20 protein-coding genes are annotated in these 20,732 nt (G+C 70.9%); 8 read left to right on the top strand and 12 right to left on the bottom strand.

What is annotated here, in order from left to right; genetic code table 11:
- Positions 1-60 precede the first annotated feature (60 nt).
- Both ABZS42_RS03330 and ABZS42_RS03335 read right to left on the bottom strand, forming a co-directional pair.
- Positions 61-723, bottom strand: a complete 663-nt coding sequence (locus ABZS42_RS03330; protein WP_355142088.1) for a response regulator transcription factor — start codon at positions 721-723, stop codon at positions 61-63.
- Positions 720-1,850, bottom strand: a complete 1,131-nt coding sequence (locus ABZS42_RS03335; protein WP_355142090.1) for a histidine kinase — start codon at positions 1,848-1,850, stop codon at positions 720-722. The genes ABZS42_RS03330 and ABZS42_RS03335 overlap by 4 nt, the downstream gene beginning before the upstream one ends.
- A 267-nt stretch (positions 1,851-2,117) precedes the next feature.
- Between ABZS42_RS03335 and ABZS42_RS03340 the strand changes: the two genes are divergently transcribed.
- Entirely contained in the window at positions 2,118-2,534 is a 417-nt protein-coding gene (locus tag ABZS42_RS03340) for a DUF6223 family protein (RefSeq protein WP_355142092.1), read from the top strand.
- Positions 2,535-2,670: 136 nt separating this feature from the next.
- Complete coding sequence (locus ABZS42_RS03345; protein WP_355142094.1) at positions 2,671-2,811, top strand: hypothetical protein; 141 nt, start codon at positions 2,671-2,673, stop codon at positions 2,809-2,811.
- A 66-nt stretch (positions 2,812-2,877) separates the two neighbouring features.
- On the opposite strand, the gene map is transcribed toward ABZS42_RS03345, so the two are convergent.
- Positions 2,878-3,654, bottom strand: coding sequence for a type I methionyl aminopeptidase (gene map / locus ABZS42_RS03350; protein WP_355142096.1), 777 nt, complete (start codon positions 3,652-3,654; stop codon positions 2,878-2,880).
- Between the two features lie 67 nt (positions 3,655-3,721).
- On the opposite strand from map, the gene ABZS42_RS03355 reads away from it, so the two are divergent.
- Positions 3,722-4,024 (top strand): helix-turn-helix transcriptional regulator, encoded by a 303-nt coding sequence (locus ABZS42_RS03355; RefSeq protein WP_355142098.1) that lies wholly within the window; start codon positions 3,722-3,724, stop codon positions 4,022-4,024.
- A gap of 21 nt (positions 4,025-4,045) precedes the next feature.
- Here ABZS42_RS03355 and ABZS42_RS03360 read toward each other — a convergent pair whose 3' ends face one another.
- From ABZS42_RS03360 to ABZS42_RS03375, 4 genes are read right to left on the bottom strand one after another with little or no spacing between them, the layout of a single operon-like run.
- Positions 4,046-4,651: a response regulator transcription factor gene (locus tag ABZS42_RS03360; protein ID WP_355142100.1), complete on the bottom strand. Its 606-nt coding sequence runs from the start codon at positions 4,649-4,651 to the stop codon at positions 4,046-4,048.
- Positions 4,648-5,805 (bottom strand): sensor histidine kinase, encoded by a 1,158-nt coding sequence (locus ABZS42_RS03365; protein ID WP_355142102.1) that lies wholly within the window; start codon positions 5,803-5,805, stop codon positions 4,648-4,650. The genes ABZS42_RS03360 and ABZS42_RS03365 overlap by 4 nt, the downstream gene beginning before the upstream one ends.
- A 20-nt stretch (positions 5,806-5,825) precedes the next feature.
- Positions 5,826-6,557: an ABC transporter permease gene (locus tag ABZS42_RS03370; protein WP_355142104.1), complete on the bottom strand. Its 732-nt coding sequence runs from the start codon at positions 6,555-6,557 to the stop codon at positions 5,826-5,828.
- 1 nt (position 6,558) lies between these two features.
- Positions 6,559-7,449: an ABC transporter ATP-binding protein gene (locus ABZS42_RS03375; protein ID WP_355142106.1), complete on the bottom strand. Its 891-nt coding sequence runs from the start codon at positions 7,447-7,449 to the stop codon at positions 6,559-6,561.
- Positions 7,450-7,684: 235 nt separating this feature from the next.
- Between ABZS42_RS03375 and ABZS42_RS03380 the strand changes: the two genes are divergently transcribed.
- Complete coding sequence (locus ABZS42_RS03380) at positions 7,685-8,149, top strand: hypothetical protein (RefSeq protein ID WP_355142108.1); 465 nt, start codon at positions 7,685-7,687, stop codon at positions 8,147-8,149.
- Positions 8,146-8,433 (top strand): transcriptional regulator, encoded by a 288-nt coding sequence (locus tag ABZS42_RS03385; protein ID WP_355142110.1) that lies wholly within the window; start codon positions 8,146-8,148, stop codon positions 8,431-8,433. Before ABZS42_RS03380 ends, ABZS42_RS03385 begins: the two co-directional genes overlap by 4 nt.
- A 120-nt stretch (positions 8,434-8,553) precedes the next feature.
- Here the strand turns inward: ABZS42_RS03385 and ABZS42_RS03390 are convergent, their stop codons facing one another.
- A complete protein-coding gene (locus ABZS42_RS03390; RefSeq protein ID WP_355142112.1) occupies positions 8,554-9,900 on the bottom strand; it encodes a BTAD domain-containing putative transcriptional regulator in 1,347 nt (448 codons plus the stop codon).
- 169 nt (positions 9,901-10,069) lie between these two features.
- Between ABZS42_RS03390 and ABZS42_RS03395 the strand changes: the two genes are divergently transcribed.
- Positions 10,070-10,600, top strand: coding sequence for a hypothetical protein (locus ABZS42_RS03395; protein ID WP_355142114.1), 531 nt, complete (start codon positions 10,070-10,072; stop codon positions 10,598-10,600).
- 112 nt (positions 10,601-10,712) lie between these two features.
- On the opposite strand, the gene ABZS42_RS03400 is transcribed toward ABZS42_RS03395, so the two are convergent.
- Positions 10,713-11,639, bottom strand: a complete 927-nt coding sequence (locus ABZS42_RS03400; RefSeq protein WP_355142116.1) for an LLM class F420-dependent oxidoreductase — start codon at positions 11,637-11,639, stop codon at positions 10,713-10,715.
- A 506-nt stretch (positions 11,640-12,145) separates the two neighbouring features.
- On the opposite strand from ABZS42_RS03400, the gene rph reads away from it, so the two are divergent.
- Complete coding sequence (rph, locus tag ABZS42_RS03405; protein WP_355142119.1) at positions 12,146-14,740, top strand: rifamycin-inactivating phosphotransferase; 2,595 nt, start codon at positions 12,146-12,148, stop codon at positions 14,738-14,740.
- 110 nt (positions 14,741-14,850) lie between these two features.
- Here the strand turns inward: rph and ABZS42_RS03410 are convergent, their stop codons facing one another.
- Positions 14,851-16,500 (bottom strand): ABC-F family ATP-binding cassette domain-containing protein, encoded by a 1,650-nt coding sequence (locus tag ABZS42_RS03410; protein ID WP_355142121.1) that lies wholly within the window; start codon positions 16,498-16,500, stop codon positions 14,851-14,853.
- 432 nt (positions 16,501-16,932) lie between these two features.
- Here ABZS42_RS03410 and ABZS42_RS03415 point away from each other — a divergent pair, with 432 nt between their 5' ends.
- Positions 16,933-17,283 (top strand): hypothetical protein, encoded by a 351-nt coding sequence (locus ABZS42_RS03415; RefSeq protein WP_355142123.1) that lies wholly within the window; start codon positions 16,933-16,935, stop codon positions 17,281-17,283.
- A 12-nt stretch (positions 17,284-17,295) separates the two neighbouring features.
- On the opposite strand, the gene ABZS42_RS03420 is transcribed toward ABZS42_RS03415, so the two are convergent.
- Positions 17,296-17,763: a barstar family protein gene (locus ABZS42_RS03420; protein ID WP_355142125.1), complete on the bottom strand. Its 468-nt coding sequence runs from the start codon at positions 17,761-17,763 to the stop codon at positions 17,296-17,298.
- A gap of 166 nt (positions 17,764-17,929) precedes the next feature.
- A complete protein-coding gene (locus ABZS42_RS03425) occupies positions 17,930-20,551 on the bottom strand; it encodes a M14 family zinc carboxypeptidase (RefSeq protein WP_355142127.1) in 2,622 nt (873 codons plus the stop codon).
- Positions 20,552-20,732: the final 181 nt, after the last annotated feature.

Below are 20,732 nucleotides of genomic sequence, written 5' to 3' on the forward strand. Positions count from 1 at the left end.
CCGGGACGCGCCGCATCGCGGCAGAGGCGCGGCCAGCCGGGTGGTCCGTTCGTCGGAACGTCAACCTTGGCGTGGGACCACCAGGCCGGATTCGTAGGCGAGGACCACGAGCTGGGCGCGGTCACGGGCGTGGAGCTTCATCATGGCCCGGTTGACATGGGTCTTGGCGGTCAGTGGGCTGATCACCATGCGTTCGGCGATCTGGTCGTTGGACAGGCCCTGCGCGAGGAGGGCAACTGTCTCACGTTCGCGGTTGGTCAGCTCTTTCAGCTTCGTGTCGACGCCGGTGTGGAGCGGCTCGGTGACGTACCGGTCGATCAGCTTGCGGGTGATCGACGGTGCCAGCAGGGCGTCGCCGCGCGCGGCGACGCGGATGGCGTGCAGAAAGTCTTCCGGCTGGATGTCCTTGACGAGGAATCCGGCGGCGCCGGCGCGCAGCGCATGGAAGACGTGTTCGTCGAGGCCGTAGTTGGTCAGGATGACGACGTGCACCCCCGCCAGGGTCGGATCCGCGGCGATGCGCCGGGTCGCCTCGATGCCGTCCATGATCGGCATCTGAATGTCGATGAGCGCGATGTCGGGCAGGTGTTCCTTCGCCAGCGCCAGGCCTTTCTCGCCGTCGGCGGCCTCGGCCACCACCTCGATGTCGTCCTCGACGTCGAGGAGCGCACGGAAAGCGCTGCGCAGGAGCGGCTGGTCGTCGACGAGCAGGACCCGGATCATGATGCCGGGCCCAAGGGCAGTTCGGCGTGGACGGTGAAGCCGCCCTCGTTGCGTGGCTCCGCGCGTAGGCGACCGCCGAGAGCGGTGACTCGTTCGCGCATCCCGAGCAGCCCGACGCCGGGCATCGGGACGGTGTCCGGCATGACCTTCCCGTCGTCGTCGACGCGGATCGCGAGGGCTTCCGGACGGTAGTCGATCCGGACCGACGCGGTAGCGGCGGCGGCGTGACGCACGATGTTGGTGAGGGACTCCTGGACGATCCGGTAGGCGGTGCGGTCCACCGCCGCCGGTACGTCGTGTCGTCGTCCTTCGATCGTCAACGTCGCCTTCAGGCCGGTGGTACGGGCGCGCTCCACCAGTTCCGGGAGATGGTCGAGCCCATGCGACGGCGTCTCGCCGTCGTCGCGCAGCGCCTCCAGGGTCGCTCGCAGCTCCCGGGTCGCCTCGCGACCGGCGTCCCGGATCGCCAGGAGGGCCTCCGGCACCGGTTCACCCCGCTTGCGGGCGAGGTGGACGGCCACTTCGGCCTGAACCTTGATGATCGAGATCTGGTGGGTGAGCGAATCGTGCAACTCCCGCGCGATGTGCAGCCGTTCCTCGTCGGCGCGGCGCCGCGCGGTCTCCTCCCTCGTACGCTCGGCTTCGTCCGCCCGCCGCTCGGCCTGCCGCAACGCTTCACCCGCCGCACCGGCGGCGACCAACCAGGCCAGTTCGAGGACGCCCCGGGCCCGGGCGAGCGCCTCGCCGACCGGCATGTCCGGTGGCAGGGCGAGCGCCGCGAGCGGGAGTGCGGCCAGCGTCATCACAGCCGCCACGACCGTGACGACGCGATGGCCCGCACGCACGGCGGCGTACACGGCGAACAGGAACGCGACGGCGGGCACCTCGAAGCCGACCGCCTGGTAGCCGACCGCGCACACGCCGGTGGCGGCCAGGACGGGAACCGGAGCCCGGCGACGCGCGGCCAGCGCCAGGCCGCCCGCCACCAGCAGCACGTAGCCCAGCGGATCGACATCGGTGGCGGGGCGGTTCTCGGACAGCCCGGCAACCAACAGCACCGCCGCCACGCAGACGGCGATCGCCCAATCTCCGACACCGGCCTGGACACCGGGCCGTCCTGTGCTCATGGGCGCACCTTAGCCGGATGCGGCGACGGGCGACTCCTGCTGGCGGATGAGCGGCCGGCTACCGCGAACGCAGTACCCGCGCGGCAGCTACGGCATCCGCAGCAGCCGGATGCGCCACCGGCGGCAGCGCGAACTGCATCCGCCTGCCGGACGACCCGGGGGCCCGGTCGGCGACACGATCAGGCAACACCCGGACCTCGAGATCGAGACGACGAAAGAGGAAGAGGAGTCATGAGCTCATCAGGAATCCTGAGGTCGGTTCGACTGGTGCCTACTGCCGTCGCAGCCGCGCTGCTCGGCGGCTTCGGGCTCGCCGCACCGGCAGCCGCGCGCGTCGCGGGGCAACCCGCCGCCGCCAGCGTCTACACCATGAGCGCTGGGCGACTCGGCGCAAGTGTCGCCGCCCTGCTGGGGCTGACCGGGGTGATCGTCGGCGGGCTGGCTCTGGTCCGCCCCAGCAGCCGTATCGGCACCGGCAGCGGTCGGCTCGGAGCATCCGTGGCCCTTGCGGCGGGGCTGGTCGGCGTGGCCCTCGGCAGTCTGGTCGTCGCCACCTCCGACAACGGAATCGGCACCGGGAACGGGCGAGGTGGCGCCTACGTGGCCCTGGTGGTGGGGCTGTTCGCCATGGTTGTCGGTGGGCTGGCGCTGGCCCGTTCCCGCCGTTACCGGATGGGCAGCTGACCGGCCTGGCGCGGTCAGTGCCCGTGCTGCGGCTCGTGCCTTCGCCGGGTAGGCCGACGCGCGGGGTGCGGCGAGCCCGGCGAACGCCGCCCGCGTGAGCCGGAGGGAGTAGGCGACGCAGGGCCGGTTGCTGCCCGTGGCGATTTGCCACGGGCAGCAACACCGTCGCGCGGTGCTGGTCGCGTGGGGCATCTTCTACCTGACCCGCGTGCTGCCGATCTCCAGGCAGGAGCTGATCGATGCCAGACGACGCTGGTGGACAGTCCGCAACGACTAGCCGCCCACGACCGGGTCGGGCACGCCGCGGGAACCCGGAATCAGCCGTGCACCGGTCGGCTCACGGTCACGCCTGCTTCGGCAGGGTGAGGATCTCGGCTCCGTCGTCGGTGATGGCGATGGTGTGCTCACTGTGCGCCGTCCGGCAGCCCGTCGCGCTTCGGAGCGTCCAGCCGTCGGCGTCGGTGACGAGCTCGGCGGTGTCCGCCATGATCCAGGGCTCCAATGCCAGCAGCAGCCCGGGGCGCAGCTTGTATCCGCGGCCGGGCCGCCCCTTGTTCGGGACGTGCGGGTCCTGGTGCATCGTCGATCCGACGCCGTGACCGCCGAACTCGGTGCTGATCAGATAACCCGCCTCGCTGAGGACCGAGCCGATGGCGTGGGAGATGTCACCGAGGTGAGCTCCGGGCCCGGCCGCGGCTATCCCCGCGCTCAGTGCGCGCTCGGTCGCGTCGATCAGCGCAACGCTCTCCGGGAGCCTCGCGTCGCCGACGATGAAGCTGATGGCGGAGTCGGCGACGACTCCCCCAAGGGAGACAGCTAGGTCGAGCGTCAACAGGTCGCCGTCGGCAAGCGGGTAGTCGTACGGCCGCCCGTGGAGCACGGCGTCGTTGACCGACGTGCAGATGTAGTGACCGAACGGCCCGCGTCCGAAGGACGGCGCGTAGTCGACGTAGCAGGACTGCGCCCCGGCCTCGATGATCATGGCTTGGGCCCAGCGGTCGATGTCCAGGAGGTTGGTGCCGACCGTGCTGCGGCTCTTCAGGGTCTGCAGGATGCCGGCGACCAGGGCACCGGTGTCCTTCGCGCGCCCCAGGTCCGTGGGGTCAAAGATCTCGATCATGCGGCACCCTTACTCGTACAGCCAATAAATATCCCGGCCATATTATCCCGGTACTAGAATCGGGACCATGGTCAGGTTGCCGCTCAGTCCCGAAGAGGTCGAGCGCGGACAGCGCCTCGGCGCTCTCCTGCGTCGAGCCAGGGGTGAGCGTTCGATGCTCGTCACCGCACTGGAGGCAGGTGTCTCGCCGGAGACCCTTCGGAAGATCGAGTCCGGCCGCGTGGCCACCCCCGCCTTCCCGACCATCGCCGCCATCGCCGACGTCCTCGGCCTCTCCCTCGATGCGGTGTGGTCGGAGATCAACCGCCCGGACGGCGGGGTCGTACTCGCGAGATCAGGCCGCACCGCGGGTGCGCGGTTGGCCTCCTAGGTCTCGGCCCCGCGGCTGCGTTCAGAGCCAGCCGTTCGCCCTGGCACTGAGCGCCGCCTCGATCCGGTTACGGGTACCGGTCTTGCCGATCGCGGCCGACAGGTAGTTGCGTACGGTGCTCTCGGACAGGTGCAGCCGGGCGGCTATGTCGGCGATAGTGGCGCCGTCCGCGGCCGCCGCCAGCACGTGGCGTTCCCGGTCGGTGAGCGGGTTCGGGCCGGCTGACAGCGCCGCCGCCGCGAGCGTCGGGTCGATCACCCGCTGGCCGGCGAGCACTCGCCGGACGACCACCGCGAGTTCCTCGACCGGCCCGTCCTTGACCAGGAAACCGGCCGCGCCGGCCTCCATAGCCCGCCGCAGATAGCCGGGCCGGCCGAAAGTGGTGAGGATCAGCACCCGGCACCGGGGCAGCTTCTCCCGCAGCGTTGCTGCGGTGTCCAGGCCACTGCCGTCGGGCATCTCGATGTCCAACAACGCCACGTCGGGTCGGAGCCTCAGGGCGTCCGCCACCGCTTCGGCGGTGGTTCCGGCCTCGGCCACCACCTCGATGTCCGGTTCGAGGTTCAACAGCAGGGCCAGCGCGCCGCGCATCATGCCCTGGTCCTCGGCGAGCAGGAGCCGGATCATCGGGTCACCTGCTCGGCCTGTCGCGTGGGGACCCGGGCGGTGAGCAGCAGGCCGCCGTCGCGGGCCGGTCCGACGTGCAGGGTCCCGCCCGCCTGCTCGAGCCGCTCGGTGAGACCACGCAGACCGTTGCCCGGCTCCGGCCGACCGCCCACCCCGTCGTCGCGGACGGTCAGCACCGACCCGTGGGCGTCGGTGCTGACCTCGATGTCGCACCGCGAGGCCCGGCTGTGCCGCAACACGTTCGTGACTCCCTCGCGGAGCACCCAGCGGAACGCGTCGTCGGCCTCGATGTCGAGCGGGTGCTCGGTCTTCCGTACCGTGACCATGATGCCGACGTCGGCCAGCGCGCCGCGGGCGTTGTCCAGTTCCCGGTCGAAGCCGTGCTCGCGGTAGCCGGTGACCGCCTCGCGGACCTCGCCGAGCGCGGTGCGTCCGATCCGCTCGATGTCGGCCGCCTCGGCCGCGGCCCGGCCGGGGTCCGTCGGGGCGAGCCGGCGCACCACCTCCGCCTTCACCACCACCAGCGACAGCGTGTGTCCGAGCAGGTCGTGCAGGTCCTTCGCGAACCGGAGCCGCTCCCGCTCCACCACCGTCTGGGCAAGCTCCAGCTGGGTGCGGCGAAGCTCGTCCACGAGACGGGCCACCCGGGCGAAGGCGAGTGTGATGGCACCCGCGAGCAGCGTGATCAGCGCTATCTGCGCGATGTCGTCCGCCGGCAGCCGTCGTGCCGCCCCGATCACCAGCACAGCGGCGACGCTGCCCCCGACCCAGGCGAACCCCCAGCTCGCCCGGAGCAGGCCCACCGCGCCCGCGGAACACACGTACATCAGCAGGGCCAGCCAGCCCGCCGGGTCACCGGCGTACGCGGCGGCGAGCCCGATCCCCAGCACCGCGAGCAGGACCAGCGCGGCGTGGTGCAGAGCCGGCGGGACCGGCAGGTCCGCCACGGGCACGGCCACCAGCGCGAGGTAGAGCAGCGCGAAGACGGCCAACCCGACCGCTGCCGTCGGCGCGTGGTGGATCTGTCCGCGGGTGATCGCGGAGGCCGGTGGCAGGAGCAGCCACAGCCACAGCGTGTGAGCTGCCACGAGCACGAGCCCGCGACGCCGCCGGCTCCGGTCGACGGAGCCCGCGGTATGGGTGGCGCCGGCCATGACGGTCACCGTAGCGGCAGTCAACGGTCTGCGGTCGAGCGCCGGAAGGCCCACGCCGCGAGGGTGGCGAAGAGGACGGTCCACGCCGTGAGCACGCCGAGTCCGGACGGGGTGGGTGCGAGGCCGGCGACCGAGCGCCAGCCGAGTTCGGCGTACCGGTAGGTCGGCAGGGCGTGCGCCAGGTGCCGCAGCACCTCCGGGAAGTACGTCACCGGCACCAGCAGGCCACCGAGGACCGACAGGCCGAGGAAGGCCAGGAAGTTGACCGGTTGGGCGAGCTGCGGGGCGAGGCCGTAGCCGATGGCGAGGCCGAGCAGTGCGAACGGCGCCGTGCCGGCCCACATCAGCAGCAGCAACGCGATCCACCGGCCGGCGCTCAGCTCGACGTGGTGCTGGATCCGCCCGGTGATGCCCACCGCGATCACGGAAGGCACTCCGCTGAGCGTGCAGACCAGGGCCTTCGCGGCGACCGCCTGCCAGTGCGGCAGCGGGGTGACGCGGAGCTGGGACAACCAACCCACCGCGCGTTCCTGGGAGACCAGGGAGCCCACCGAGAGCACGCCGGCCACGGCGCCGTACCCGGCCAGCCCGACCATGAGCGCGGCCGCAGCGTCCACGCCCTCCAACTGGTCACCGCCACTGGTCAACCCCGAGAAGATCAGATAAGTGACCACTGGCCCCAGGACGCTGAACAACGTGAGGCGGGGATCCCGGGCCAGCCGGCGCAGCTCGAACCACAGGTAGGCGCGCATCTCAATGCTCCGTTCCGACGGCCGTGAGGGTGAGGAAGGCGGTCTCCAGCGCGGCGGAGACCTCGAGGTTGCGGAAGCCGCGACCGGCGGCCAGCGCGAGGACTGTGGAGTCGGCGTCGTCGGTGGTGAGCACCACCCGGTCGCCGCGGACCTGCACCGACCGGACGCCGGGCAACAGCTCCAGGTCCTCCGGCGTCGCGTCGGCGGCGTCGAAGGCGACGGTACGGCCACCGGCCAGGGCACGGATCTGCGCAGGCGGCCCGTCGGCGACCACCCGACCCGCGGCGAGCACCACGACCCGGTCGGCGAACTCGTCCGCCTCATGCAGCTGGTGGGTGGTGAACACGACGGTACGGCCCTCGGCCGCGTACCGGTGGATGGCGGACCAGAACGCCTGCCGGGCGGCGACGTCCATGGCTGCCGTCGGTTCGTCGAGGACCAGCAGGTCCGGGGCACCGGCCAGCGCGAACGCGAACCGGGCGCGTTGCGCCTCGCCGCCGGAGAGCTTGTCCAGCCGTCGGCCGGCCCGGTCGGCCAACCCGGCCGTGGCGAGGATCCGGTCGGTGGCCAACGGGCGCGGGTACAGCGCCCGGGCCAGCTCGACCACCTCCCGGACGGTGGCGGTGGGCACGACCCCGGAGTCCTGGAGCATCGCGCCGACCCGTCCGGCCCGGACCGCCTCGGTGGGTGGCCGGCCGAACAGGGCCACGGTGCCCGCGTCGGGTGGGGCGAGGCCGAGCATCATCGAAATGGCGGTCGTCTTGCCCGCGCCGTTGGGACCGAGCAGGGCGAGGGTGGTGCCCCGCGCGATGGTCAGGTCGAGGCCGTCGACGGCTCGAACGGATCCGAACCGTCGGGTGAGTCCGGTGAGGCGTACCACGATGTCATCCACGCCTGTCACGCTACGAACGCGCGACGGACGCCGGCAGAGTCGCGAGTACGCGGCTGGCCGGGACAAATGTCCTGGGCCGCGCTGTCAGGCCGCCGACGTGGCACCCGGCCCTCGTGACGGACTGGAATGCGGTCCGCACTGCGGGCTGCCCGCCGACGCGCCCACCACGTCTGGCAGGTCGGCAAGATGCATGAGTGCTTGCACATGTGGAAAGTTATCGCTTATGGTTTCCGGCATGGAAAGCTTTGCGCCGGAGGAGCAGCTCAGAGCGGCCGAGCGTGGTGCCGCTGCCCCCTACGTCAGCTATCCGCCCACCCCCTGGTGGTATGCCCCGTCCGTCGGCGCCTGGGCCGCCGCCATGATCGGCACCTTCTCCTGGTGGCGCGAGAACGCGGGCATGTTCGTGGGTTCGCTCGCGGCCCTGATCGCCGTCGAACTCCTGTTCGTCGTCTGGATGCGGCGCCGCCACGGTGCGCTTCCGATGCCCGGCACGGGAAAGCCACCCGCCGAGATCGCCGGGGTCTGGCGCGGATACCTGAGCGCCCTGCCCGTGGTCGCTCTTCTCGTCGGGCTGGTCTGGTGGCTGGTTGGCGTCGGCGCAGCCGCCGGTACAGCATTCGTGCTGGTGACGGTCGGCCTGGCCGCGTACGAACGGCGTTACGCGATGGCCGCCGCCCGGGTCCGGGCCCGCCTGCGATGATCGATGGGCTGGACCCGATCATCCACGTGCCGAAACGCCTGGCAGCCATGGCTGTGCTGGCCAACGCCCCTTCGGTCTCGTTCCGGTTCCTGAAAGATCATCTACAGGTCAGTGACTCGGATCTGTCGAAACAGATGTCGACTCTGGAGGCGGCCGGCTACGTCAGCTCGACGAAGGTCGGTCACGGCCGTGGGGGCAGCACGACCTACCAGATCACGCGGGCCGGGCGGAAAGCCTACGAGGACCACTGCACCGCGCTGCGGGCACTGATCGGTGGCGCGTGAACCAGCCGTACGCTGTCGCCGGTGACCCGCCCCAGCGGGCTGTGAGCCCGTCGCGGCGCCGGCGGCACGGTCACCGCTCCGGTGTTTCCCGAGTCTGTCCCGGGGGCCTCCGGCCGAGGGTCAGCGGCAAGGGGACTCGCCTTCGTTCCGGCCGCACGTCGCCAGGCTGCACCACCGGCGCAGTCCGCTCTCGTCGAGAAACAGCCACCCGCACCTCTCGTCGGGACAGACGCGGATGGTCGCGCGGCGGGGGTCACTGAGCAGCTCGGCGGCGCTCCAGGCGACGGCGTGCACCGGCAGCCGGAGCCCGCCGGTCAGGTCTGCCCGCCAGCGTCCGCGGCCGTCCGCGTCGCGCCGAAACACCAGTGTTCTCGCGGCGGCCTCCGCGTGCCGGGCCACCGCGTCGAACGCCGATCGGTCGTCGGGGTCGGTGAGGCAGCCGTAGAGCCGAGCGCGCAGGGCGCGGGCGTTCTCGAGCTCCGCGGCGGCCGTGTCGGGCTCGCGCCGAGCGAGTTCGATCAGCCGGCTGACCGTCGCGTCATCGGCCAGCCCCAGGTGTCCCGTCCACACCGCCAGCGTGCGGTACGCGCGGAGCCACTCCGAGCCGGGCAGCGGCGGGTGGTGTCCCCAGCCGGCGAAGGTGTTGCAGAACTCCAGCGCCGGGTGGCCACCGACGCTCCACGGGAGGCTCTCCTCATGGACTCGGACCTCGTACACCGGTCGGCCCGGCCGCTCGAGGCGATGGTCGTCGCGCAGGATCCGCCGGTGCACCTCGCGCAGACGCATGCCGGGCTCGACACCCAGCTCGTCGATCAGCTTCTGCCGGGTCACCCGGTACAGCCCCAACGCCTCTGCCTGCCGCCCGCCCCGGTACAGCGCGGCCATCAAGGTACCGACCAGTTCTTCACGGGTCGGGTGTCGGGCGACGAGTGGCGTCAACTCGTTGATCACCTGACGGTGGCGGTCGAGGACCAGCTGCGCCTCGGCCCGCAGTTCGAGGCTGGTGAGCCGGAGTTCCTCGATCGGGCCGTACAGCCGGTCGCGCAGCTCCCCGTCGGCCGTGTCGGCGAGCAGTGGGCCCCGCCAGTGCGCCAACGCCCGGTCGAGCAGATCCACCCGCCGCGCCGGGTCGGCGGTGCCGCTCGCCTTGTGTGCGAGCCGGCTGAACTCCTCCACGTCGACGTGGTGCCCGCGCTCGATCAGGTAGCCGTCCCCGCCGGTGCGGATCCGAACCCCGTACGGCGCCAGCGACGCGCGGAGCCGTCCGATGTAGGTGTGCACGGCGCCGCGTGCCGACGCGGGCGGGCGCCCGTGCCACAGGAGGTCGATGAGACGGTCGGTGGTGACCAGATGCCCCAGGTCGAGCAGGAGGACGGCGAGGATGCAACGCTCCTGCCGCCGGCTGCCGAGCTCGACACGCTGACCGTCCTGGCACGCCTCGAAGGGTCCGAGTAGTCGGAACTCCATGGCGGCGGCACCTCCCCACGTCGGCTGGTCGAGCCCGGTGAGCCGTTGGTGAGTGATCGTACGGAGACTGCGGCGAGCGGACGGCTCGGGTGGCAGGGCACGGTCAGGATGTGGTCAGCGGAGCCGACGACGCTGATCAGGCCCAATCGCCGAACAGCGTGGAGTAGGCATGATCAGGAAGTTGATGCTCGGATTGGTCTCGGCCACCGCCGTGGTCGGCGTGGCCCTGTCCGCCTCCGTGCCCGCCGTCGCCGCCGGCCCCGGACACGGGGGCTGGGTGCCGGCGCCGCAGGAGGCGTTCGAACAGCCGGCCGGCGCGCGATGCGACTTCGCCGTCCGCGTCCGGCCCGTCGTGGACGAGGTTCGCAAGCTGGTGCTGGCGGAGTATCCGGACGGCTCACCTCGGCGGGAGTTGTACACCGGCAGGCTCCTCGACGAGGTGACCAACCTGGACACCGGGGCGGTCACGACCGTGGACGCGAGCGGCACGTCGCTCGTCGAATACGCCCCCGACGGCTCGATGACCTGGTACGTGACCGGGCCCGTACTGCTCGGCTTCCGCGCGGACGCCGGCTCCCTGCCTCGTGGCATCTGGATCGTCGACGGCGTGTACGTCGTCGAGTTCGACCCGACCTACGTTTACAAGACCATCACGCTGGTGCACGGAACCACCCACAACGTCTGCAGCGACGTGGACTAGCGGTCCTGGTCGCGGCGGGCCGAGAGCCACGAGATCAGCTACCCGGTGGCAGGTCTGGTCGGGCCGGCGCATACCGCACCTGATGCGCCGGCCCGGCCCCGGGGCAGGCCGCCTAGGGCGAGAGCAGCAGCGGGGCCAGGGTGCGCAGCTGCGGCAGCAGCTCCTCCGGCCCGTCCACGAGCGGCTGGACACAAACGTGGTCCGCGCCGGCGGCGTGGTGCTCCCGGACCCGCTCCGCCACCGTCTCGGGGTCGCCCCACGGCACGAGCGCGTCGACCAGGGCATCGCTGCCCGCACCGGCCAGGTCCTCCTCGGCCCAGCCGAGCTCCCTCAGGTTGTTCACGTAGTTGGGCAGGGCCAGGTACCGCGACGTGTACCGCCGGGCCTTCTCCCGGGCCGACTCGGGATCGGTGTCCAGCACGACGGCCTGCTCCGGGGCCAGCACCGGCTCCGGCCCGAGGATCTCGCGGGCGCGCGCGGTGTGCTCCGGTGTCACGAAGTACGGGTGCGCGCCCGCGCTACGCCGTGCCGCCAACTCCAGCATTCCGGGACGCAGTGCGGCCAGCACCCGCGGGGCCGGGTGCGGCAGCGGCGCGGCGTACTCGGTCTCGTCCATCGCGTCGAGGTAGGCGCGCATCGCCGCGAGCGGCCGCCCGTAGTCGTGGCCGCGCGACGAAACCAGCGGCGCGTGACTCACTCCGAGGCCGAGCAGGAACCGCCCGTCGTACGCCTCGGCCAGCGCGTCGGCGCCGTTCGCGGCGGCGGTGGCGTCACGGACCCAGATGTTGGCGATGCCGGTGGCCACCACCAGGCGCCGGGTGGCGCCGAGCAGGATCGCCGAGTGGACCAGCACCTCCTTGTACCTCGCCGTCTCCCCCACCCAGAGCGCGCCGTAGCGCAGCTGCTCCACCTCGGCTGCCACGGTGCGGCCGAACTCGGCCGACTGCCCGCCGAGGACCCCCGTCCAGACCCCGATCGGACCGATCCGCCGCTTCACCTCGGCCGGGTCGACGTCGCCGGACCGTTGCTGCTGAACCATGGCATCTCCTCGCGCGAAACAGGCGATCGGCATCCCGACGCTATCGCCCCGGACGGCTGCTTCGGTGCGTGGTCGTCGGCGCGGCGTCGCCGGTGTGTGGCTGCCCGCTGTCTCCGCCACTCGATCTTCGTGCGCGTCTGGTAACCGGCTCGCCGGCCTGTCCTGCTGGTGGGCCGGCGGGCATTGCCGGATCACCGGTCGCGCCCAGGCAAGCGGTGCTGCGGCCGACGTCACCAGCACGCTCAGGGGTCGAGGTTCCCGGCCAGGGGCGGACGACAAAACAAAAGGCAAGGAGATCCGACTCCCTGCCACTTCTAACGTATATCGCACAGGGGGGCTTGCGGCAAGGCCCTGGTGTTGCCGCAGAATCGGCGGCCGGACCAGCGCCGACGAGGAAATGCGGGGCACGACGTGGGTGTGTTGTCGACGTACGGCAGACGCGGCGACCTTGAACCGTTGACGAGTTCGGCGGTGCGGTTGCGGGGGCACGCCGCGGAGGTGGCGCAATGAGCGTGCAGTACGTGTTGGATCTTCAAGAGGTTGACGAGACACAGATCGCGGCGGTCGGCGGCAAGGCCGCGCACCTGGGCGGGCTGTCGCGGATCGAAGGCATCCGCGTACCGGCTGGCTTCTGCGTGACGACGGCCGCCTTCCAGCGGATCATGGCGGCGGCACCGTCGATCGACGATCGGCTCGATCAGCTGTCGCGCCTGGACCCGGACGACCGGGAAGCGATCCGTACGCTCAGCGCGGAGATCCGCCGGACCATCGACGGGGTCGCCATCCCGGACGATCTGGCGGCGGCGATCACCCGCGCGCTCGCCCGGCTCGGCGAGGAAGCCGCCTACGCCGTGCGGTCCAGCGCGACGGCGGAGGACCTGCCGACCGCCTCCTTCGCCGGCCAGCAGGACACGTACCTGAACGTGGTGGGCTCGGCGGCGGTCCTCCGGCACGTCAGCCGGTGCTGGGCGTCGCTGTTCACCGAGCGGGCCGTGAGCTACCGACTGCGCAACGGCACCGACCACCGGAAGGTCGACATGGCCGTGGTCGTGCAGCAGATGGTCTTCCCGGCCGCGGCCGGCATCCTGTTCACCGCCGACCCGGTCACCGGCAACCGGAAGGTCGCCACCGTGGACGCCAGCTTCGGCCTCGGCGAGGCCCTGGTCTCCGGCCTGGTGAACCCGGACGTCTTCAAGGTTCGCGACGGCGAGGTCGTCGGCAGAACGGTTGCCGCCAAACAACGCGCCGTTCACGCCCTGCCCGGCGGCGGGACGCGGGAAGTGGCGATCGACTCCCAGCGGCAGGAGCAACTGGCGCTGACGGATGCGCAGGCCGTGCGGCTCGTGCAGCTCGGGCGGCGGATCGAGGCGCATTTCGGCCGCCCGCAGGACATCGAATGGTGCCTGGTCGACGACGACTTCCATATCGTGCAGTCCCGGCCGATCACCACGCTGTTCCCCATCCCAGCGGCCGACGACCTGGAGAACCGCGTCTACCTCTCCGTCGGTCACCAGCAGATGATGACCGACGCCATGAAGCCACTGGGGCTCTCCATGTGGCAGCTGACGGCCATGGCGCCGATGCACGAGGCCGGCGGCAGGCTGTTCGTCGACGCCACCCGGCACCTGGCGTCGCCCAAGAGCCGCGCCGGCTTCCTGGAGATGGCGGGCCGGGGCGATCCGCTGACCAGGGACGCGCTGGAGACCGTCCTCGATCGGCACGACTTCGTCCCGACGCTCCCGGACACCGGTCCGGGCGGACCGCCCGGCGCCGCGGCCGCCCCGATCGAGACGGATCCGGGCATCGTCACCGAACTGATCGAGCGCAGCCAGGCCTCCATCGCCGCCCTGCGGCACGACATCCGGACGAAGACCGGACCGGCGCTGTTCGACTTCCTGCTGGAGGCGTTCCAGGAGCACAAGCGGGTCCTCAGTGATCCGCTGAGCATGCAGGCGATCATGGCGGGGATGCAGGCCACCTGGTGGCTCAACGACCGGCTGCAGGAATGGCTGGGTGAGCGGAACGCGGCCGACACCCTCACGCTGTCCGCCCCCGGTAACGTCACGTCGGAGATGGGCCTGGCGCTGCTCGACGTCGCGGACGTGATCCGCCCCCACCCGGAGGTGGTGGCGTTCCTGCGGGACACGTCGGACGACGGGTTCCTGGACGAGTTGCCGAAGCTCGCGGGCGGGATCGAGGCGCGCGACGCCATCAGTGCCTACCTCGACCGATACGGCATGCGCTGCGTCGGCGAGATCGACATCACGAGGCCACGCTGGAGCGAACGCCCCAGCACGCTCGTGCCGCTGATCCTCGACAACATCAAGCTCTTCGAGCCGGGCGCCGCCGAGCGGCGCTTCGAGCAAGGGCGGCAGGAGGCACAGCAGAAGGAACAGGACGTGCTCGCCCGCTTGCGGGCCCTGCCGGACGGGGAGCAGAAGGCCGACGAGACCAAGCGGATGATCGACCAGGTCCGGAGCTTCATCGGCTACCGCGAGTACCCGAAGTACGGCATCGTCAGCCGCTACTTCGTCTACAAGCAGGCCCTGCTGGAAGAGGCCGAGCGCCTGGTGCGGGCCGGCGTACTCACTGACAAGGAGGACATCTTCTACCTCACGTTCCAGGAACTCCACGACGTCGCGCGCTCGAACAGGGCAGATGAGAAGCTCATCCAGCAGCGCAAGGAGGCGTTCCGGTCGTACCAGGCGCTCACACCGCCGCGGGTGCTGACCTCGGACGGCGAGGCCATCACGGGGGCGTACCGGCGCGACGACGCGCCGACCGGCGCCCTGATCGGCATACCGGTCTCCGCCGGGACCGTCGAAGGACGCGCCCGCGTCATCCTGGACATGGCCGAGGCCGATCTCGAACCGGGCGACATCCTCGTCACGGCCCACACGGACCCGAGCTGGACGCCCCTCTTCGTCGGCCTCGCAGGCCTGGTGACGGAGGTCGGCGGAGTGATGACCCACGGCGCGGTGATTGCCCGGGAGTACGGCCTGCCGGCCGTCGTCAGCGTGCTGGACGCCACCCGGCTGATTCCCGATGGGCAGCGGATCCGCGTGCACGGAAGCGACGGATACGTCGAGCTCCTGCCTTGACCGTCCACTCACAGAGGAGGGAGGTCGGCGTCGAGGTCCCCGAAGCGGGCTCATCCACACCGGGGCCGAGACTCGCGCGTCCGGTCTCGGCCCGTTACCGCGTCGATCCGCTAGCTCGGCCCTCGGCCCACGACGGCAGCGTCGGTCAGCGCGATCTCCCGTCCCTGCCACCGGGACCGCAGCCGCCGATCATGGCTGGCGAGGACGATCGCGCCCGGCCCCGAACCCAGCGCGTCCTCCAACTCGTCGCAGAGCCGCGGCGAGAGATGGTTCGTCGGCTCGTCCAGCAGCAGCAGCTCCGGCGGGTCGGCGACGAGCATCGCCAGCGCGAGCCGGCGACGCTGGCCGACGGAGAGCGCCGACACCGGCCGGTCGAGGTCAACGGACGCCAGCAGCCCGAGCGAGGAGAGCGGCACCGCCTCGGCGCGTTCCGGCCCGACGGCTGCCGTGAACATCTCGCGCGCGGACCGGTGGGAGTCCTCGAAGAGGGTGTCCTGAGTCAGCAGGCCGACGCGAAGCCCCGGCCGCCGCCGGACGGTCCCCTCGGAGGACAGGGCCCCGGCCAGGACCGCGAGGAGGGTGGATTTGCCCGCGCCGTTCGGACCGCTGACCAGTACGCGGTCGGTGGCCGTCACGTCGAGCCGGTCGAGCCGGAGCCGGCCGGGCACGACCGCCCGCCGTACCGCGACCACCACCTCGTCGCCGCCGCCGGCGGCCAGGACGGGCGCGTGGAAACGCAGCGGTTCCGGTGGTGCCGCGACCTGGTGGCGTTCGAGCGTCTCGAGCCGGCGGGTGGCATCCCGGACCCGGCGGGAGATCTGGTTCTGCACGCGGCCCGCGGTGTGCCCGTACCCCATCTTCTCGTTGTCGCGAGGAGCGCGGCCATGGGCGACCTGGTGCCCGGTCACGGCGGCGGCCACGCGAAGCTCGGCGAGTTGCTGCTGCTCCTCGTCGTAGCGGCGACGCCAGCGCTCCGCCTCGGTGTGCTTCGTCGCCAGGTAGGCCGTGTAGTTGCCGCCGAAGCGGACCGGGCCGTCCACCGCCGGATCCAAGTCGATCAGGTCGGTGCAGACCGCGTCGAGGAACGCCCGGTCGTGCGTGGCCACCATGAGTACGCCGGGCATCGCGCGCAGGTGCTCCTCGCAGAAGGCCGCAGCCGCGTCGTCGAGGTGGTTGGTGGGCTCGTCGAGCAGCAGCGCCGCCGGACGGCGGATCAGCAGCGCGGCCAGGGCCAGCCGACCCCGTTGACCGCCGGAGAGGGTGGCCAGCGTCCGGTCGTGCGGGATCCCGTCGAGTCCGAGCCCGGCGAGCACCGTCAGGGCACGCCGGTCGGCGTCCCAGGCGTCGCGGTCCTGTGCCCGCTCCAGCGTCTCGCCGTACCGGGCCAGCAGCTGGGCGTGTTCCTCGGTGTCCTCGGGCGCGGACGCCAGCGCGTCGCCGAGCCGGTCCAGGTCGGCGAGGTCCTCGCGGGCCGCACGCGTCGCGTCCTCGACGACCGTGGCGACGGTCGCGGTAGGGGTGAAGGGCAGTTCCTGGTGCAGGAAGCCGAGATCGGGCGGGCGAGTGACCGTGCCGCCGTCCGGTTCGTCCAGGCCGGCCAGGATTCGCAGCAGGGTGGTCTTGCCGGTGCCGTTCTCGCCGATGAGCCCGATCCGATGCCCGGGCGCGGCGGTCAGGGAGATCCCGTCGAGCACGCGACGCGTGCCCCGGATGCGGATGAGGTCATGGGCGATCAGCGCGGGTCGCTGCCCGTGAGACATGGAGATCCTCGGAGAAGGCGAGATCCGGGCGCGCGTACGCACCCGTTCTGAGCAGGGCATGACGACGGTGGCCGCGTCGACGGCGCGATCACGCGCGCGTCGGCGGCCGATCCGGGCTCTCACCCGGAGATGTCGTCGTCACCTGCCACGTCTGCTCCCATCTCCGGCGACTCGCGAAAGAGTAGCTCAGCGGTCGGCGCGTGGCTCCCGGGAAGCGGATCAGATCCGACATCCGGGCCGGTCACGCGCACGAGGTGTACGTGGTCGTCGACCGCACCGAATCCACCGGCGCCCGCGCCTCGGCGGCCGACAGCCCTTCGCGGGGTCGTCGAGTTGCTGAGGCGACCCGAACCTCGATGAAGCCGACGCCGCCCGGTTCCGTGAGAGCATCTTCGATGCCCAAGGCTCCTGCTGTAGAAGGGGTGATCGACCGTGCCCCGGTGGGTTCGGGTCGTCGTGATCGTCGCCGGCTGCGTTTTCGCCTACGGCGGGATCGTCCACCTGGGCGACCTGCTCGGTGTTCGGCCGGGTGGTCCGAGTCCGGCCACCCCCGGTTGGCTGATGCTGTACTTCGCTCCGCTGACCGTCTTCGACCCGCTCGCGGCGCTGTTGCTGGGACTGCGCCGGATCGAAGGGCTGCTGCTCGGCTGTGCCGTACTGAGCACCGACGCGGCGGCGAACGGGTACGTGAACTACGTACTCGACACCGCGCCGGGGATCACGCCCGGCCGGAGCGGTTGCGCCCCGAGTCGCACCCTGGCTGCATCGGCCGGGACGTGTTGACTAGTGCGCCGTTCAGGGTCGCAGGCTGGCGACCTCCCGTTCCAACTCGGTGACCTCCTCGTCCGTGTCGCACAGCAGCAGCACCTTGAAGGGAACATCCTTGCCCCCCGAACGGCCGATCGGGTCAGCCCAGGTGCGTCCCGTGCGGAACAGAATCTCCAGCAGCGTCTCCCGCTCCTCGAGGTCGCTCGACATCAGCAGCGGTGCGCGCTCCACCACGATGAGGTAGGCCTCGGCGGGCAGCCAGTTCAGGTCACGGAGGCACTCGGACAACGAGGCCCAGTTCCAGCCGAAGTAGCCGGGAAAGAGCAGCGCGTCGGAGAACTCGTAGAAGACGAGGTTGGCGTCCCTCATTCTCGCCCCGTCCAGCCGGGCGACAACCACGGTTCCCGTGCCCGGCAGGATCGCCCCTACCTGGACGATCGCGCTCGGTTTGCACACCGTCAGCGGAGCGCGGAAGTCATTCCACCAGTCGTTCACCGGGCAGGACGGTACTCGCGCCCGTACACCCCTAGGCCGTGTGTGCGCGCTTCCGTCGCTCGCGATCACCGGCGCGCCGGCATCCCCTGAGCTCGACCGATCCAGCGCGAGGCTCCGGGTGGTCACCGTGCGCGGTGACCACCCGGAGCCGGCCGGCGTCGGACGCTCAGCGCTTGATCAGCGTGCCGTCGGGGCTGAACTGCGGCCGCAGTTGCTGGATCGCGGTGGCGTCCACCTCGGCGGCCGGGCCGTGGTAGATCGCGTTGTAGAGCAGGTTGTACTGCGCGCGGGGCAGCGTACGGAAGGTGATCTCACTGCCGTACGTCACGACCTGGCCCTTGCCGACGTCGAAGGACGCGACGTTGGTGGTGCCCCGGATGTGGTCCGCGCCGCGCAGGTAGCCACTGGCCAGTACCTCACCCTCGGCCGGGTACTTCGACACCACCTCGCCGGAGTCGTCGGTGAGGTCCCACGCCTGGGTGTCGTAGAGCCAGACCGGCCAGGACTCGGGCATGCCCCAGGCGACCGGGTTGGTCGGGTCGAACTCCTGGTTGAGCAGGCTGCCGCCGGTGACGAACTCGTCGTCGTCGTTGGGCAGCGCCGGCTTCATCGGCAGGTCGAGCAACTGCTGGGCGGTCTGCACCGAGTCGCCGATCGCCAGCAGCGTGCCGCCCTTGCGGACGAACTGCTGGAGCATGCGCCAGCCCTTCTCCCCCACCCCGTAGGCCCAGGAGTACGACTCGTCGTACTGCGCCGGGTCGAGGCCCTCGACGATGTCGTCCCGGGACACCCCGGACGAGACGACGATCGTGTCGTACAGCTCGTTCAGCGACTTGCGCTGGAAGTCCTGGGCGGAGACCACGTCGTAGTTGATGCCGTACTGGTCGAACTGCCACATGTCCCAGCCGCCGGGCATGTTCCCGACGCCGCGCAGCAACCCGACCCTGGTCTTCGGCTTGAGCTGTACCCCGGCGACCTTGGGGGTCCGGTCCACGGCGGTGACCTGGAGGCCGACCTTGGCCGACGCGGTCGCCAGCACGTTACGGGCCTGCGGGGTGGCCGGGACGATGTAGGTGCCGGCGGGGTAGTCGGCGCCCTTCGCGCTGAACCCCTTGGCGCCTCGGAAGGTCGGGATGTTGGCGTCCTGCAACGCCGAGACGATCTGGATGGTCCCGTACGACTCGGGGCGGACCAGGTAGGCGCCCTTGGCGCTCGGCGCGGGCGGCATCGTCACCTGCGGCGGTTGCACCGAGGTCACCCGCTCCAGCTGCGCGTCGAACGGGGCGTTGACCTCGGCGACGTCGACGCCGAGCTGCAGCGGCAGGCTGGTCGTCGCCTCCGCGTACGGCAGCAGCACCGGGCAGGAGTTGCAGTCCCGGACCTCGGGGTACCGGTCGGTACCGAGGACCTGGTGTGCCCAGTTGCCGCGCGGCTGGTGCATCTTGATGACGTACGAGCCGGCGTCGTAGCGCTTCCCGTCGGCGACGAACGGCGAGGTCGCCCGGTCGATCTCGACCTCCGTCCACTCGAGACGCTGAAGCATCTCGAAGGTCGCGTACGGGTCACGCTGTTCGGCGTCGACCACGAACGCGAAGGTGCCCGACGGCACGCCCTCGGTCAGGTACTCCTGCGGCACGGCGTACAGGTTGTCGTAGAGCAGCTTCTCACCGTTGTTCGCGGTGTACTCCATGCCGGCGTAGGTGGCGATCTTCGCGTAGTCGACGATGTCGGCCAGGGTCCAGGTGTCGGAGCGGTACGGCTCGATCAGGTTCATCCGGGCCTGCTGCGGGCCCAGCGGACGGCCGTCCTGCGACTTCTGCGGGTACGCGTAGTCGGCCACCGAGGCGATCTCGGTGAGGTAGACACCGGCGCCGGTGAACGGGAAGTACCCGACGGGCTGCTCCAGGGTCCAGAAGATGTGGTAGTCGAGGCTGCCCACTCCGGTCTTGCCGGCGGCGGCGAACGCCCGGGCGGCGTGCTGCCCGATCGCGGAGACCGACGAGCTCATGTTCGCCGGCACGTTCTCGCTGGTGATGCCGCCGTAGGGTGGGACGAAGATCCGGCTGCCCGAATTGCCCTTCTGGTGCATGATGTGCACGATCGCCGGGCGGTACTTCTTCATCAACCCCAGCCGGTACTGCGCCTCGACCTGGGTGAACATCGTCCAGTCCCGGTTGTCGTCGTGGCCGGTGTACTTGTGGTACAGGTCCGGGTAGGTCCGTCGGTAGTCCGTGCCGGCCGTCCGGTTGAAGTGGTCGATGGTGAGCCGCTGCCCGTCGGGGTTCTGCGACGGCACCAGGACGACTACCGAGTTGTTCAGCACGTTGCGGGTGAAGTCCGAGTCCTCGGTGGCGAGGCGGTACACGATGTCGTTGATCGCCTGCCCGTTACCCACCTCGCTGGAGTGGACGGTCGCCTCCAGGTGGTAGAACGGCACCCCCTCCGCGGCCAGCCGGCGCGCCTCCTCCGGCGTGGTGCCGCGCGGATCGGCGAGTTTCTGGTTGATTTCCACCAGGCGATCCAGGCGGCGCAGATTCTTCGGCGCGCTGATGATGACGGTCGCGTATTCGTTACCCATCGTCGTGGGACCGACGGTCTGGTAGTCGACGCGGTCGGACCTTTCTGCAATCAGTTTCATGTACTTGAGCACATCGGGATATGTGGCGAGTTTGCCCTCCGCGCCCATCTTGAAGCCGAAGTGCTGTTCAGGTGACGGGATGTTCGCGGCGCGGGCAGCCGCCGCGGCGCGCGTCAGGTCGGGGCCGGCGCTGGCAACCGGGGCGGTCACGGTGGCTCCGACCAGTGCCAACAGAGCCACACAGGCGCCATACAACAGGGGTGGACGGGTTTTGAGCATCAGCGAACCCTTCGCGTCGACATTCGCGACAGTCGATCGACTTTGCCTGAACCGTAGCGGGGCACAGGAGCTTACACAGCGGCTCAGGTGTTCGCGTTTGTTCGCATTCCCG

Source organism: Micromonospora sp. NPDC005367 (assembly GCF_040606825.1).
Classification (GTDB): domain Bacteria; phylum Actinomycetota; class Actinomycetes; order Mycobacteriales; family Micromonosporaceae; genus Micromonospora.